The 15,293-nt window shown below is 71.5% G+C and carries 10 protein-coding genes; 3 read left to right on the top strand and 7 right to left on the bottom strand.

The genetic code is table 11. From position 1 onward, the window contains the following. Positions 1-19 precede the first annotated feature (19 nt). Both NR798_RS33635 and NR798_RS33630 read left to right on the top strand, forming a co-directional pair. Positions 20-4,006 carry a serine/threonine-protein kinase PknK gene (locus NR798_RS33635; protein WP_375766624.1) on the top strand — a complete coding sequence of 1,329 codons (3,987 nt, stop codon included), beginning with the start codon at positions 20-22 and terminating at the stop codon, positions 4,004-4,006. A gap of 95 nt (positions 4,007-4,101) precedes the next feature. Next, positions 4,102-6,891, top strand: coding sequence for a protein kinase (locus NR798_RS33630; protein WP_375766623.1), 2,790 nt, complete (start codon positions 4,102-4,104; stop codon positions 6,889-6,891). 6 nt (positions 6,892-6,897) lie between these two features. Here the strand turns inward: NR798_RS33630 and NR798_RS33625 are convergent, their stop codons facing one another. From NR798_RS33625 to NR798_RS33600, 6 genes are read right to left on the bottom strand one after another with little or no spacing between them, the layout of a single operon-like run. Then, positions 6,898-8,205 (bottom strand): DUF58 domain-containing protein, encoded by a 1,308-nt coding sequence (locus NR798_RS33625; RefSeq protein WP_375766622.1) that lies wholly within the window; start codon positions 8,203-8,205, stop codon positions 6,898-6,900. Continuing rightward, positions 8,202-9,191: an AAA family ATPase gene (locus NR798_RS33620; protein WP_375766621.1), complete on the bottom strand. Its 990-nt coding sequence runs from the start codon at positions 9,189-9,191 to the stop codon at positions 8,202-8,204. The genes NR798_RS33625 and NR798_RS33620 overlap by 4 nt, the downstream gene beginning before the upstream one ends. Next, the gene (locus NR798_RS33615; protein WP_375766620.1) at positions 9,188-10,498 is read right to left on the bottom strand and encodes a DUF4350 domain-containing protein; all 1,311 of its coding nucleotides are present in this window, start codon (positions 10,496-10,498) and stop codon (positions 9,188-9,190) included. Before NR798_RS33615 ends, NR798_RS33620 begins: the two co-directional genes overlap by 4 nt. After that, positions 10,491-12,344 carry a DUF4129 domain-containing protein gene (locus NR798_RS33610; RefSeq protein ID WP_375766619.1) on the bottom strand — a complete coding sequence of 618 codons (1,854 nt, stop codon included), beginning with the start codon at positions 12,342-12,344 and terminating at the stop codon, positions 10,491-10,493. Before NR798_RS33610 ends, NR798_RS33615 begins: the two co-directional genes overlap by 8 nt. A 1-nt stretch (position 12,345) precedes the next feature. Then, positions 12,346-12,618, bottom strand: a complete 273-nt coding sequence (locus tag NR798_RS33605; protein ID WP_375766618.1) for a hypothetical protein — start codon at positions 12,616-12,618, stop codon at positions 12,346-12,348. A 49-nt stretch (positions 12,619-12,667) separates the two neighbouring features. Beyond that, positions 12,668-13,555 (bottom strand): phosphate ABC transporter substrate-binding protein, encoded by an 888-nt coding sequence (locus tag NR798_RS33600; RefSeq protein ID WP_375766617.1) that lies wholly within the window; start codon positions 13,553-13,555, stop codon positions 12,668-12,670. Here NR798_RS33600 and NR798_RS33595 point away from each other — a divergent pair. Then, positions 13,554-14,261, top strand: a complete 708-nt coding sequence (locus NR798_RS33595; RefSeq protein WP_375766616.1) for a DUF2780 domain-containing protein — start codon at positions 13,554-13,556, stop codon at positions 14,259-14,261. The genes NR798_RS33600 and NR798_RS33595 overlap by 2 nt on opposite strands. A gap of 66 nt (positions 14,262-14,327) precedes the next feature. On the opposite strand, the gene NR798_RS33590 is transcribed toward NR798_RS33595, so the two are convergent. Beyond that, on the bottom strand, positions 14,328-15,203 hold the full coding sequence (locus NR798_RS33590) for a BsuPI-related putative proteinase inhibitor (RefSeq protein WP_375766615.1): 876 nt from the start codon (positions 15,201-15,203) through the stop codon (positions 14,328-14,330). Positions 15,204-15,293: the final 90 nt, after the last annotated feature.

Genomic DNA, 15,293 nt, shown 5'->3' with positions numbered 1-15,293 from the left:
GGGAACACAGGCGTACATCATGGAAGACGACAAGACGGCCCCATCCGCGCCGGCGCTTGCTCCTGGGGCGCATCCCCAGGGGACGATCATCGCCGGCCGCTTCAAGCTCGAGTCGCTGGCCGGACGCGGTGGGATGGGCTGCGTCTACCGGGCCCTCGACACCTCCACGGGTCTACCCGTGGCGCTCAAGCTGCTGGAGGGGGCCAACTCCCCGGAGTCGGTCTACCGCTTCAACCGCGAGGCCGCGCTGCTGGCGGAGCTGCACCACCCCGCCATCGTCTCCTATGTCGCCCATGGCATCCCCGAGGTCGGCCAGCCCTACCTGGCCATGGAGTGGCTCGAAGGGGAGGATCTGGCACATCGCCTCAAGCGCAAGCCCCTGAGCCTGCCGGAGACGCTGGCGCTGCTGCGCCGCGCCACCGAGGGGTTGGCCACGGCCCACCGGCAGGGCATCGTCCACCGCGATCTCAAGCCCTCCAACCTCTTCCTGCGCGGGGGCCGCCCCGAGGACGTGGTGCTGCTGGACTTCGGCCTGGCCCGCCATGCCGTGCCCACGCTCATGGGGGTGACGGGGAGCCACACCGTGTTGGGCACCCCAGGCTACATGGCGCCGGAGCAGGCCTCCAGCCAGCCGGAGATTCCTCCCGCCGCGGACATCTTCTCGCTCGGGTGCGTGCTGTACGAGTGCCTCACGGGCAAGCCACCCTTCAAGGCGCCGCACTTCGCCGCCGCGCTGGCCAAGATTCTCTTCGCCGAGCCGGCCCCCCTGCACACGCTGCGCGCCGGGCTGCCCGTGGGTCTGCAGGTGCTGGTGGACCGCATGCTGGCCAAGGACCCCGCACGGCGGCTGCATGATGCGGACGGCCTGTTGGAGGCGATCGCCGCGCTGAAGTCGGTGCCCGATTTGCTGCCGCCGAGCCGGGAGCTGGTGCTGCCTCCTCGGGGCCTGGTGGGCGCCGAGCAGAAGCTCGTCAGCGTGTTGCTGGTGTCCCTGCACGCCGTGGCCCAGTCGGAGGAGACGGCGGACTGGAATCAGGGCGTCGCCCTGCGCGACTCGCTGCGCACGGCCCTCTCTCCCTATGGGGCCCAGGTGGCGTTGCTGGCGGACGGCTCGCTGGTGGCCACGATGGTGCCGGAGGGCGGCTCCGCCACGGATCAGGCCGTGCTGGCGGCGCGTTGTGCCCTCACCTTCAAGGAGCGCTGGCCCGAGGCCGCGGTGGTGCTGGCCACGGGCCTGGGGGTCGTCAACGAGCGGCTGCCGGTGGGCGAGGCCATGGACCGTGCGGGCCGGCTGCTGCGCCAGCTCGAGCGGCTGCCTTCCTCCTCCGGCGTGGTTCTGGACGAGGTGACGGCCGGGCTGCTTGGAGCGGGTTTCCAGCTCTCGCGTCTGGACTCGGGCACCTTCGTGCTGCAAGGCGAGCAACTGGGCGCCGACACCTCCCGTCCGCTGCTGGGCAAGCCCACGCCCTGTGTGGGCCGGGAGCAGGAGTTGGCCCTGCTCGACTTCACCTTCACCGCCTGTGTCGAGGAGTCCTCCGCCCGGGTGCTGCTGGTGACGGCTCCGCCCGGAGTGGGCAAGTCCCGGTTGCGCCACGAGTTCCTGCGCCGGCTGGAGAAGCGGGAGCAGCCGCCGCTGGTGCTGCTGGGGCGGGAGGACTCGATGCACGCGGGGGCCTCGTACGGCCTGCTGGGCCAGGTCGTACGGAGGCTGTGCGGCATCGTGGAGGGGCAGCACCTGGAGGTGCGCCGCGCGAGACTGTACCAGCGCGCGGTGCTGCATCTTCCGGAGGCACGGGCCCAGGAGGTGGTGGAGTTCCTGGGGGAGCTGTGCGCCATTCCCTTCCCGGAGGAGCACAGTGCCCGCCTGCGCGCGGCGCGAGGAGATCCGCGGCTGATGAGTGAGCAGGTGGGCCGGGCGTTGACGGCCTTCCTGCGGGCCGAGTGCGCCCACCAGCCGGTGCTGCTGGTGCTGGAGGACGTGCACTGGAGTGACGGGCTCAGCATCAAGCTGGTGGACGAGGTGTTGAGGGAGCTGGCCGATCAGCCCCTGATGGTGCTGGCGCTGGCACGGCCGGAGGTGAAGCTCCTCCACCCGGGGTTGTGGGCGAGGCGGCTGCAGGAGCTGGCGCTCCATGGGTTGAGCCGCAAGGCGGGGGCCCGGCTGGTGCGGGAGGTGCTGGGGCCGCAGGTGCCGGAGTCCGTGGTGCACAGGACGGTGGAGCAGGCGGATGGCAACGCGCTCTTCCTGGAGGAGCTCATCCGCCGGGTGGCCGAGGGCAGGGGGGACGGGGCGCCGGAGACGGTGCTGGCGGTGCTGCAGTCCCGGCTGATGCGGATGGAGGCCGGGCAGCGGCGGGTGCTGCTGGCGGCGAGCCTCTTCGGCCGCACCTTCTGGCGGGCTGGGGTGGAGGCCATGCTGGGGGCGCACGGCGAAGCCGAGGGCCTGGACGCGCACCTGCGGCAACTGGTGGAGCAGGAGGTCATCGAGCCGCGGCCCGAGGGCCACTTCTCCACCGAGGCCGAGTACCGCTTCCGGCATGCCCTGGTGCGGGATGCGGCCTACGGCATGGTCCCCGACAGCCATCGTCCGGTGGGCCACCGGCTGGCGGGAGCGTGGCTGGAGCGGGTGGGGGAGTCGGATGCGCGGGTGTTGGCCACGCACTACCAGCTGGGGCAGCAGCTGGCGCGTGCCGCGCACTGCTACACCCGGGCGGCCGAGCAGCTCTTCGAGCGCAATGATTTGCGAGGAGCGATGGAGTGCGCGGAGAGCGCCCTGGCCTGTGGCTCGAGCGGGGATGTCTCCCTCCGGATGCGCGCGATCCAGGGCATGGTGGCCTTCTGGTGGGATCAGCCGTGGAAGGCCCTGGAGATTGGTGGTCCGGCGCTCTCCGGGATGAAGGCGGGCAGCTCCCTGTGGTGCAGGTCGGTGGGGTGGCTCATCATGGCGGGAGCTCAGGCGGGCGGTCACGAAGAGGCCTTCCGGTTGTGCGAGCTGCTGTCGCGCACCACCCCCGAGCCCGAGGCCATCGCGGCCTATATCGAGGCCATCGCGCTCATGGGCGTCGTGGTCTCCTGGTCCGGTGCGCGTCAGAAATTGGAGGCCATCCTGGACCGCATCCAGGCGGTGGGGGCGCAGTCCATGCGCCACGATGCCATGGCACGTGGCTGGATGAACCTCTTGAAGTGCTACTTCCTTCATTTCTTCGAGGCCCGGCCCTGGCAGGCGTTGAAGGCCGCCGAGCAGGGGTGGCAGGACTTCAACGAGATCGGCTCGAAGCGGGACGTGTTCATGATGCAGAACCAATTCGGGCTGGCCCTTGCCGCCCTGGGAGATCTGCCGGGTGCCTTGGGGATGATGAGGGAAGTCGTGACCGCCACCCAGCGCGAGGAGCTCCACCTCTCGACGGTCGCTGCCCAGAGCCACCTGTGCCTGATGCTGGCGGGCAGCTCCGAGCGCGCTCACCGCCAGGAGGCCCACGGCCTGTTGCTCGATATCCTGACCCAAGCGCTGGTGTTCGAGTGGAGGAGCGACGAGAACTCCTACTCCTACCGGCTGGGCGTGCATTACGCCGTTCTGGCGCAGGTGACGCTTGGCAATGGCGAGCTGCTCGAGGCCGAGTCGCACGGGCGCACGGCGTGCCGGCTGCTGACGCCGTTGCTGACCTGTTCGGTCTTCGCGCATACGGTTCTCAGCTCCACCCTTCTGGCTCAGGGGCGCGCTGCGGAGGCCCGGCAGGTCGCGGAGTCTGGCGTGCGGGCGTTGGAGCAGGGCGGCAACCTGGGCGTGTATGCGGTGGCCAGCTACCTGGCACTGGCGGAGGCCTGCTTCGCGGAGGGCGACGCCACCGCGGGAGAGGCCGTCCTGCGCAAGGCCCTGGAGTGCGTGCGGCTGCGCGCCAGTGACATCCCGGAGGCCGGGGCCCGCGAGCGCTTCCTGCGGCAGGTGCCCGAGAACGCCCGGACCCTGGAGCTGGCCCGCCAGCGCTGGGGCGACGCCGCGGCGTAGGGCTCGCGGTACGCCCCACGCCCGGAAGGCCATACGCCCGGTGAAAGCCCAGGGCGGATGGCCCGGTGGGGATGTGATAGGTTGTCCCCGTCCGCATGGATAGTGACAAGACGGCTCCATCTCCGCCGAGACCTCCACCCGGGATTGCTCCGCAGGGCCTGCTCATCGCCGGGCGTTTCGTCATCGAGGACCTGGCGGGACGAGGCGGCATGGGCCTGGTCTACCGCGCCAGCGACCGGGACACCGGCGGCACCGTGGCCCTCAAGCTGCTGCATGCCGCCCCGGCGCAGGAGACGACCCTTCGCTTCAACCGCGAGGCCGTGCTGCTCTCCATGCTGGACCATCCCGGCATCGTGTCCTACGTGGCGCACGGCACCGTCGAGGGAGGCCAGCACTACCTGGCCATGGAGTGGCTCGAGGGGGAAGACCTGGCGCGCCGGCTGCTGCGCGAGCCCCTGCGCCTGTCCGAGGCCTTGGCGCTGCTGCGCCGGGCCGCCGAGGCGCTGGCCGTGGCCCATCGGCAAGGCATCGTCCACCGCGACCTCAAGCCCTCCAACCTCTTCCTGCGAGGAGGCCAGCCCGACGACGTGGTGCTGCTGGACTTCGGCCTGGCCAGGCAGGCCGTCCCCGCGTTGATGGGGGTGACGCGCACCGGCGCGGTGGTGGGCACGCCGGGCTACATGGCGCCGGAGCAGGCCTCCAGCGAGCTGGAGATTCCTCCCGCCGCCGACATCTTCTCGCTCGGGTGCGTGCTGTACGAATGCCTCACGGGCCGGCCGCCCTTCGAGGCGCCGCACTTCGCCGCCGTGCTGGCCAAGATCCTCTTCGCCGAGCCGGCGCGCCTGCACAAGCTGCGCCCCAGCCTGCCCATGAGCATGCAGGGGCTGGTGGACCGGATGCTGGTGAAGGAGCCGAAGCGGCGGCTGGCGGATGCCGGCGGGTTGCTCAAGGCGCTCGCGGAGCTGGAGTCCGTCCCCGAGCTGCTGCTGCCTCGGGCCGAGACGGATCCGCGCCCCGTGAGCCTCGAGGGGGCCGAGCAACAGCTCGCCAGCGTCCTGCTGATGTCCCTGCAGACGCAACTCCCCAGCGAGGCTCCAGAGGATCCCCGGCGGGGGCTCGAGGTGCGGGACGCGTTGCGCGCGGAGCTGTCGGCGCATGGGGTCCGGGTGGAGCTGCTGGCGGACGGCTCGCTGGTGGCCACGCTGGTGCCGGAGCGCGGCACGGCGACGGACCAGGCGGCGCTGGCGGCGCGCTGTGCCCTCACCTTCAAGGAGCGCTGGCCCGAGGCCTCCGTGGCGCTGACCACGGGCCTGGGCATGTTCAACGAGCGGCTGCCGGTGGGCGAGGCCATGGACCGGGCGGGGCGGCTGCTGCGCCAGTTGGAGCTGCTGCCCGCGTCCGCGTACGTGGTGCTGGACGACGTCACTGCGGGGCTGCTCGGGCCGGGCTTCCAGCTCTCGCGCCTGGACTCGGGCGCCTTCCTGCTGCAGGGCGAGCAGTCGGGCGTCGACGCCTCGCGGCCGCTGCTGGGCAAGCCCACGCCGTGTGTGGGCCGGGAGCAGGAGCTGGCCCTGTTGGAGTTCTCCCTCAACACCTGCATCGAGGAGCCCGCGGCGCGGGCCATGCTGGTGACGGCGCCGGCCGGAGTGGGCAAGTCCCGGTTGCGCCACGAGTTCCTGCGCCGCGTGGAGCGCAGGGAGCAGCCGCCGCTGGTGCTGCTGGGGCGGGGAGACCCGATGGGCGCGGGGGCCTCGTACGGCCTGATGGGTCAGGTGCTGCGGCAGTTGTGCGGCATCGTCGAGGGTGAGCCGCTGGAGACGCGCCGCACGCGGCTGTCCCAACGGGTGGCCCTGCATCTGCCGGCGGAGGAAGCCCGGGAGGTGGCGGCGCTGCTGGGAGAGCTGTGCGCGGTGCCCTTCCCGGCGGAAGAGAGCCCCCGCCTGCTCGCGGCGCGGAGCGACCCGTTGGAGATGAACACCCAGGTGGGCCGGGCCCTGGTGCACTTCCTCCAGGCGGAGTGTTCCCACCAGCCGGTGCTGCTGGTGCTGGAGGATCTGCACTGGAGTGACGCGCTCACGGTGAAGCTGGTGGAGGAGGTGCTCCGGTCCCTGGCCGAGCAGCCCCTGATGGTGCTGGCGCTGGCGCGGCCGGAGGTGAAGGAGCTGTTCCCCGGGTTGTGGTCACGCCGGGTGCAGGAGCTGCCGCTCAATGGGCTGAGCCGCAAGGCGGGGACGCGGCTGGCGCGGGAGGTGCTGGGGCCTCAGGTGCCCGAGGCGGCGGTGCGCCGGGTGGTGGAGCTGTCCGACGGCAACGCCTTCTTCCTCGAGGAGCTCATCCGCCTGGTGCCCGAGGAGCGCGGAGAATGGGCGCCGGAGACGGTGCTGGCGGTGCTGCAGGTGCGCTTGATGCGGATGGAGCCCGCGGCCCGTCAGGTGCTGCTGGCGGCCAGCGTCTTCGGCCGCACCTTCTGGCGGGGCGGGGTGGAGGCCTTGCTGGAATCCACGGTGGGCGAGGCGCTGGATCGCCACCTGAGGCAACTCGTGGAGCAGGAGCTCATCGCGCCGCAGCCGGGAGGCCGCTTCGCCGGTGCGGGCGAGTACCGCTTCCGCCACGCCCTCGTCCGGGACGCCGCCTACGGGCTCGTGTCGGACACGGTCCGGCCCACGGGCCACCGGCTGGCGGGCGAGTGGCTGGAGCGGATGGGCGGGGAGCCGGATCCGCTGGAGCTCGCCACCCACTACCACCTCGGGCAGCAGCCGGCGCGGGCCCTTCCTTTCTATCTCCAGGCCGCCAAGCGCTTCCTGGAGCGGCACGATCTGCCGGGGCTGCTGCGGTGCCAGCATGGCGCCCTGGCCTGCGGCTACGGCAGCCAGGCTCCCGTCTGAGTCCGGCTACAGGACGCCGCGCGCCTTGATGTCGAGGTAGCGGTTGACGGCGGCGAGGCTCAGCTCGTCCGGCTGCACGTCGAGCATCTGCACGCCGCCAGCGCTCACCTTGGCCTTGAGGGACTCGCGGTCGGTGAGCAGCTCGCTGGCCACGGCCTGCTGGTAGGCCTGCTCGGCGCCCGCGGGCTCGGTGCGCAGCAGGGCCGCGAGGGCGGTGTCGCGCACGGACAGGCACAAGGGCACGTGCCGCCGCGCCAGCCGGTGCAGCGGTGCCACCATGGTGGAGGCCTGCTCCTCGTCGAGGAAGTCCGTGAACACGCACAGCAGGCTGCGCCGCGTGAGGCGCACGTTCAGCTCCTTGAAGAGCGCCAGGTAGTCCACGTACGTGAGGCTCGGCGTGGTGGCGTAGAGCGTGTCCAATATCTTCCGGTACTGAAGGCGGCCCGCCGCCGGGGGCAGGTACGCCTTCACCCCGTCCGCGAACACGGCCAGCCCCACGCGGTCCCCGTTGCGCACCGCCACGAAGGCCAGGAAGAGCGCCGCGTTGACGGCATGGTCCAGCTTGGTGAGCCCATCCACCTGCGCCGCCATCGAGCGGCCCGCGTCCACGCAGATGAGGATGGACTGCGAGCGCTCGGACTCCATCACCCGCGTCACCGGCCGCGTGCGCCGGGCCGTGGCCTTCCAGTCCACCTCGCGCACCGAGTCGCCCTGTGCATAGTCCCGCAGCCGCGCGAACTCGCTGCCCCGGCCATCTCGGCGCAACTGCCGCAGGCCCAGGTTCACCAGGTCCAACGCCGCGCCGGACAGCAGCAGGCGGCTGGCGCCCCGCAGGTCCGGGAACACCGGCACGTTCTGCGCCGAGGGGAAGTGCCGCTCGTGGAAGACGAGCCCCAGCGGCCCTTGCACCCGCACGTGCACGTCCCCGAAGGCGAACCTGCCGCGCTTGGAGGGCGACACCCGGTACACCCAGCGCGTCTGGCTGTCCGCGGGCAGGTGCAGCGGGGCCTCCTCGGGCGTGGCGGTGAAGGAGTCGGGCACGTCGTCACGCACGCGCACGTCCACCGCCTGGCCGCCGCGGTGCACCAGCAGCAGTTCCACCTTGTTGGGCGCGCCCACGGACAGGCGGGCGCGCAGCTTCCGGCTCACCTCCAGGCGCACCCGGCGGGCCAGCAGGAAGTCCACCCCAGCCAGCCCCAGGGCGAGCACATCCAGCACCAGCACCACGCCGCCAAGGCCCGGGAAGAATCCCGCCGCCATCATCGGCACGGCCAGCAGGCACAGCAGCACCCAGAGGCGCCCGGTGGGAATCACCGGGGGACCTCGACGGACTGCACCACCTCCCGCAGCACGTCCGAGGGTGTGGCCCCATCCAGCTCCGCGTCCGGCGACAGCAGCAGGCGGTGGCGGAGCACCGGCCCGGCGAGGAAGCGCACGTCATCCGGTGTGACGAAGCCCCGGCCGCGCAGCGCCGCCAGCGCCTTGGAGGCCAGCAGCAGGTGCACGCCCGCGCGAGGCCCCGCGCCCAGGCGGATGCGGCTGGAGGCGCGCGTGGCCGCCACCAGCTTGCGCACGTACGAGAGCACCGGCGGCTCCACCGTCACCTCGTTGAGCGCCGCCCGGGCCGCCAGCACGCCCTCCTTCGTCACCGCGGGCCCCACGCCCGCGCGCGCCAGGTCTCCCGAGTCGAAGCCCCGGTGCACCGAGGCGAGGATGGCGTCCTCCTCCTCGGGGGCCGGGTAGCCCACGTCGATCTTCAGCAGGAAGCGGTCCAGCTGCGCCTCGGGCAGCGGGTAGGTGCCCTCGGACTCCACCGGGTTCTGCGTGGCGAACACCGTGAAGAGCGGGGAGAGGGGCATGTTCCGGCCCTCCAGCGACACGCCGCGCTCCTGCATGGCCTCCAGCAGCGCGGACTGCGTCTTGGCGGGGGCGCGGTTGATCTCATCCGCCAGCAGCAGGTCCGTGAAGATGGGGCCGCGCACCAGCACGAAGGCCTGGCTCTTCAGATCGAAGATGCTGGTGCCCAGGATGTCGGCGGGCATCAGGTCCGGGGTGAATTGAATCCGCTTGAAGTCCGCGCTGACGGCGCGCGCGAGCGCCTTGGCCATGAGCGTCTTGGCCACGCCGGGGACGCCCTCGAGCAGCACGTGGCCACCGGCGATGAGGCCCACGAGCATCAGCTCGAGCGGCTCGTCCTGGCCGACGACGGCCTTGCGCACCTCGGAGAGCACGCCCTCGCGGATGGCATGGGCGGCGGCCACGGCGTTGCTGGCGGGGGTGGGGGCGAAGGTGGAAGTCATGACTCCTCGGGGGTCGAAGCGGCGAGCGCGCGCGAGGGCGGCCCGGAAGGATGGATGCGCTGGCGCAGCACCGCGGCGCGGGTGGCCAGGTGTTTCAAGTCGCCCTCGCCGGACACCGTCTCGGCGTCGCGGACCACGGCCCGCAGGCCCTGGGCCAGGTCCTCCCGCCCGCGCGCGGCCAGGCCCTCGGCGACGGACGGGGCGGGGGCGTGGGCGGGCAGGCCGGCGTGCAGGGCCAGCTCCTGGGTGAGGCCGCGGGTGATGAGGCTGGCGGCGAAGCCGTGGTGGCGGCCCTCGCGGTACAGGCGGCTCATGGCGAAGAGGGCATCCGTGGCCCCCACGCGCGTGGACTCGGGCGGTGCGCGCGGCCGGCCGAAGCGCTTGAGGGCCACCGCCCAGAGGCACAGCCCCAGCAGCAGCTGCGCCACCGCGAAGTGCAGGCCGTAGCGGCGGGCGAAGTCCACCACCGAGCGCTCGTTGGTGAAGCCGTGGTGGTGCTCGTCGAACTCGTAGGGGCCCGGGCCCAGCGCGCGCAGGGCACTCAGCCAGAACTGCGCGTTGTCCGCGCGCGCGAGCGCCTGGTTCATCGCCAGCTCCGGCGCGCCCACCACCAGCACCCTGCCCGCGCCGTAGGGCACCACTGCCGCCACCGTCATGTGCAGCGGCTCGTCGGCGAGCACCGGCACCACGCCCTTCTCGGGCAGCTTCAGGTAGGCCTGCACCTTCGCCTCCACGCGCTCCACGCCCAGCGTGTACGGGCTGGAGAGCGGCGGGACGAGCGTGCGCATGGGCAGTGAGGTATCCGCCTTGAAGAGCTTCACCCCCAGCGCGTCCAGCAGCGGGTTCTCCTTGGAGCCCCACGGCACGTAGACGAGCGTGTTGCCGGCCTTCACGTGCTCGAGCAGCTTGTCCGTCTCCTTCTTGCTCAGCTCGGGGACGCGCAGCCGGTTGAAGCCGTGGCGGGGGACGTCCTCGTCCTCCAGCCCGTCTTCTGGCCCGTCCCTGCGCCCGGCGGCGAGCGCCGTCTGGTCGGGGTCCTCCTCGCGGGCGTCCTCCACCTCCACCGCGAGCAACACCGGCGAGCCCGTGCCCTTCTGGATGATTTGAAGGTCCGAGGTCCTCCGGACGGCGGGCAGGCCACTCTCCTGGGCGAGGAGGAAGAGGCCGCGGGCCCCATCGGGCTGGGCGCGCCAGGTGGAGAGGGTGTCGGCGAAGCCGCCCCGGGCCGCGCCGCGCACCAGCCACGTGCCCAGCACGGCGGTGACAATCAGCCCTCCCACCACGAGCAGCGGGAAACGGTCACGCACCGGCGGCCTCCGGGGTGGCGGGGGTGGCGGTCAGCATCGGCGCACACAGCGCGCGGAAGTCGCGGTAGCCGTCGGCGCCCACCGGCAGGTTGCCGTACCAGGCGAAGTCGAAGCGCAGCGTCAGCTCGCGGAAGGAGGGCACCCACTCGCGGCGGCTGCGGAACTGGCGCAGGTAGTCCCAGTTGCTCAGCGTGGTGTCGTAGTGGATGACGCCGTCGCGGTGCAGGCGCGAGAGCAGGGCGAGGTACAGGCTGCGCACCGCCTCGCGGTACTCGCCCCGGGCGGCCAGCTCGTCGGCGAGGTGGGCCCAGCCCTCGGGAGGGCGGGAGAGGGCGTTCATCGGATCCGCCGCCAGGGTGGACGCGTCCTGGGTGCTCACCTCCAGCCGCGCGTCCTCGCCGGCCTTCGCCTTGCCAAGTGCGCGCAGCAGCACCAGCGCGAGCACCACCAGGGCCGCGGCGATGACCACCACCATCACGGCGTTGGCCGATGCCAGTCCCCCCTCGCCCGAGGAGGCGGGAGCCCGGGACTGCGTCTCCGTGCGGCGGAAGAGCTGCTCGAGCAGGTCCAACAACCACTTCATGAACCGCTGCCAGAGGCCGGACGGGGGCGCCTCCTCGGCCGTGTTCTCCTGGGGCGCCTCGGGCTCGGCCACCTGGAACTCGGGGCGCGCGAGGATATCCCGGGCGCGTGCCTGGGACGCTCGCGCATCCGCCTGTTGTTTCTCCAGCTCGGACGTCTGCGCCGCCAGGGTGATGCCCTGCTCGAGCCGGTCCAGGGCGCCGCAGTCCTCGTTCTCCAGGACGTCCTTCTCCACGTCGCGCACCAGCCGCTGGAACTTCCGGGCCTCGGCCGGGCTCAGGGTGTCGAGTGTCCGCCGCCAGCCCTGCGTCGCGGGGGCCTTCAGGTCGCAGTACCCGGCCAGCTCCTGGAAGCTCTGCTCCGTGTCCGAGCGGGAGGGGGGCTTCACGGGGGCCTGGGCATGGGCCGGCGTGGCCAGGAAGCAGGTGCCCAGGACGGCGAGCAGGACGAGCGACGCCTTCCGGGTGGGGAGCTGCTGCACCGCGGCCAGCAAATCCAGGCCCTCCTGGCGCACCCGTCCATCCACCAGCAGCAGCGTGGCCGTGGCGGCGCGCAGGGGCTCGAAGAGGGTGAAGGTGGCGGCGGCGAGGAAGACGACCCAGGCGGTGTTGTCGAGGGAGGCGAAGCGCTCGACGAAGGTGAGGTCGATGCCGATCAGCTTGCGGCCGACGTAGAACAGCGCATTGGCCGCGATGTGGAGGTTGACGAAGGCCAGGAGCTGCACCAGCAGGAGGATGCGCACGCCGGTGGCGTTGCCTCGTGCCGGGCCGAGCATCCGCGAGCACAGCGCGTACAGGCCCAGGGGGCTGCCGCGGCCCTGCAAGGTGGCGGCGTAGCCGACGAGGTGCGCGGACAGGAAGAAGAAGGCGAAGCCCAGCGAGACGCCGAGCGAGATCAGGTTGAAGGCGAAGAGGTACGCCACGGCGCACAGGAGGCTGGGCGTGCGGGCCAGCGCGGCGCGCAGCGAGGCCCATGCGGTGGGCTCTCCCGGGCCCTGGCCGAGCACCAGCTCCTGCACGTGGTGGCAGGCGGCGCCCTGGAAGAGGCCCCGGGCGAGCCAGGCCAGGGTGAACCACAGGGCGGGCAGCGTCAGCGAGCGGTTGTGGGTGATGGCGTCCGTCAGGTGCATCAGGGCCGCGGTGACGAGCGCCCCGCCGGGCAGGGTGAGGGCCCAGACGCCGGAGCTGCGCACGCACACGCGCAGGCCCGCATCCAGGATGGCCACCGCTCCCCGGGGCCGCAGTTCGAGCGCGGAGACGGCCATGTCAGCGCCCCGAGGCCATGCGGGAGAGGAGCAGGACGCCGCCATAGACGACGGCGGCGCCGACGAGGGCCAGCAGGATGTTGCCCACGGTCCATTCCCGGCGCTCGGCGGGCCCCTCCAGTGCCTTCAGGCGCTTCTCGAGGCAACTGGCGCACCGGTTGATGCCCTCGAACTGGGTGGTGCACTCGCGGCAGATGACGCGGCGGCACTCCACGCAGATGCCGAGCCCGGTGCGTTCCGGGTGGTAGTGGCAGCGGCCCGAGCCCTGAATCATGGGGCCAGCCTACGCAAACCCGGGCCACGCGTACCAGCGGCTCGGCGGGCTACTGCACGGGGAAGTACCCCACGGTGGTGGCGAGCTGTTGGCCCTCGGGGGACAGGACGTAGTCGAGGAAGGCCCGGGTGGTGCCGGTGGCCTCCTTGGGCAGGTAGAAGTAGAGGCGGCGCGAGAGCGGGTAGGTGCCGCTCTGGATGTTCCGCGCGGAGGGGGCGATGGCCTCGCTCCCGGCGTCCTTCTTCACCTTCAACTCCTTGATGTGCCGGGCATAGGCGGCGCCGCCGTAGCCGATGCCGTTGAGCTCCTGGCTGACCGCGTTCACCACCGCCGCGGTGCCGGGCAGCGTGAGGGCGCGCGGGGTGAAGTCCTCGCCGCCGAGCACCTCGTCCTTCACGAAGACATAGGTGCCCGAGGAGTTCTCCCGCGAGTAGACGACGATGGGCGCGTCGTTGCCGCCCACGTCCTTCCAGCGGGTGAGGTCGCCCAGGTAGATGGCCTTGAGCTGTTCGATGCTGAGCGCTTCCACCGGGTTGGTCTCGTGGACATAGAAGGTGATGCCGTCCAGGGCGACGGCGAGCTCCACGGGACCGGAGGGGCGGCGCTGGTGCACCTGTTGCCGCTCGGCGTCCTTGATGGGTCGGCTGGACATGGCGATGTCGGTGGTGCCGTTGATGAGCGCCGCGATGCCCGTGCCCGAGCCGCCGCCCGTCACCTGGATCTTCGCCTCCGGGTGCGCCTTCATGAACTCCTCGGCCCAGCGCTGGCCGAGGATGACCATGGTGTCCGAGCCCTTCACCGTCACGGTGCCCTGGTGACCCGGCGCGGGGGGAGGCCGGGTGCCCGCGTCCTCCGCATGGGAGCCGGAGGGACGCCTGCATCCGGACACCAGGGCGAGGAGCGCGAGGGCGAGGAGCGAGCGGTGCCGCGATCTCATGGAAGGAGGATACACGTCTCTCCGTCCTGCAACGGACGCCCGTGCTGGCCGTGGGGCGGTTTTCGGATGGGAAGGGAGTGGGGGGTCCGCTAGAACCGCCGCTCTTGAAGAGACGGAGGAGCACGGAATGGACTTCATCGGACAGCTCTCGCAGCAGCTTGGCGTGGACTCCAACCAGGCGCAGGGGCTCGCGGGCTCGCTGCTCAAGCTGGTGCAGGGGACCGTGAAGGAGAAGATGGGGCCGGAGGCGGCGGACCAGATGGGCCAGGCCATTCCCGAGATGCAGGGGTGGCAGCAGCAGGCGGAGGCGCAGACGCAGCCGGCCTCGCAGCCCGAGTCCGGTGGCGGGCTGATGGGGGCGCTGGGCGGGCTGGGCGGTCTCCTCGGGGGACAGGGCCAGGCGTCCGGCGGTGGTGGAGGCGGGCTGATGGGCGCGCTCGGTGGCGCCATGGGTCAGGCGGGCGAGGTGGCGGGAGTGGTGGCGCTGTTGCAGCGCTTCAACCTCGACGCGGGCAAGGCCTCGCTGGTGGCGCCGCTGCTGCTCAACTTCCTGAAGTCCCGGCTCGATCCGAAGCTGGTGGGAGGCATCCTCGCGGTGATGCCGATGCTCGCCAACCTGGGCAGTGGGGGCGGCAACACGCCGGGCGGTGGTGGCGCCCAGGGCGGTGGTGGCCTGGGCGGGCTGCTGGGTGGCCTCATCCGCTGAGCCCGATGACTCGACGCCCTCCCGCTGAGCTTCACGCGGAAGGGCGCTCCGTCATCGGCGTGTCACTCAGAACAGCGTGTACACGCGGACCACCTTCTCACCGCTCTTGGGCTGGATCGCGCCGTAGTACTGGCCCAGGAAGGTGCCACCGAGCGTGTAGTTCCCGTCGGCGACGGAGGAGCCGCTGTTGTTCTTGAGCGCCCAGGAGCCCGTGTACTGGAGGGACTCGCCGGGGGCGAGGACGACCTGCACCGGGGCCGGATCGAAGGTCTGGCCATTGGACCAGGTCCAGACGGTGGTGCCGCTGGAGCTCTTCGCGCTGAAGTCGAAGCTCTGCCCGTTCTGGAAGTCGATCGTCACCGCGTAGGTGGCGACGTTGGTGACCGTCAGGGTCAGGGCGGCAGGGGCTCCCGACAGCTTCGAGTACGAGGCCTTGTCGGTGGCGAACGTCACCTGGAGCGGATCCGGGGTGAACAGGTCGACGTTCTGGGTGCCCGTCTTGGTGCCGCTCCGGCCCAGGTAGTTGCCCAGGAAGGTGCCGGTGATGCTGAAGGTGCCGTCGAACACGCCGCTCCCCGCGTCGTCGGTGAAGGCCCAGGTCTCCTGGATGACCAGCGTCTCGCCCGCGGCGAAGGTCTTGCTGGTCCCGGAGCCGAAGCTCTTTCCGTAGGACCAGGTCCACACGGCGGTGCCGTTGGCGTCGCGCGCGGTGAAGTCGTACTTCTGGCTGGTGGAGTAGGAGGTCGTCACGGGCAGGGCGGAGGTGTTCTTCACCTCCATCGTGATGAGCGCCTGCTCACCGCGCTGGTAGGTGGCCTTGTCGGTGAAGACCGTGACCGTCAGGGGATCCGCGGCGGCCGCCGGAACCGCGACGAGTGAGACGAGCAGTGCAAGGGTCCACACCGGCAGCAACGATGCAATCCGAGTTGTTCCAATCCGCATGGTGGTATGGGGCTCCGTTCAGGAGGTGGGGGGTTGTTGCCTGTTATTGGCGCCGCAACGACGGATTGGATCGCGTTTCGAGAAAAAACC

It is taken from the genome of Archangium gephyra (assembly GCF_042230915.1).
Taxonomy (GTDB): domain Bacteria; phylum Myxococcota; class Myxococcia; order Myxococcales; family Myxococcaceae; genus Archangium; species Archangium gephyra_B.
The sequence above is the reverse complement of the archived record's forward strand: the minus strand, read 5'-3'. Positions and strand labels throughout refer to the sequence as shown.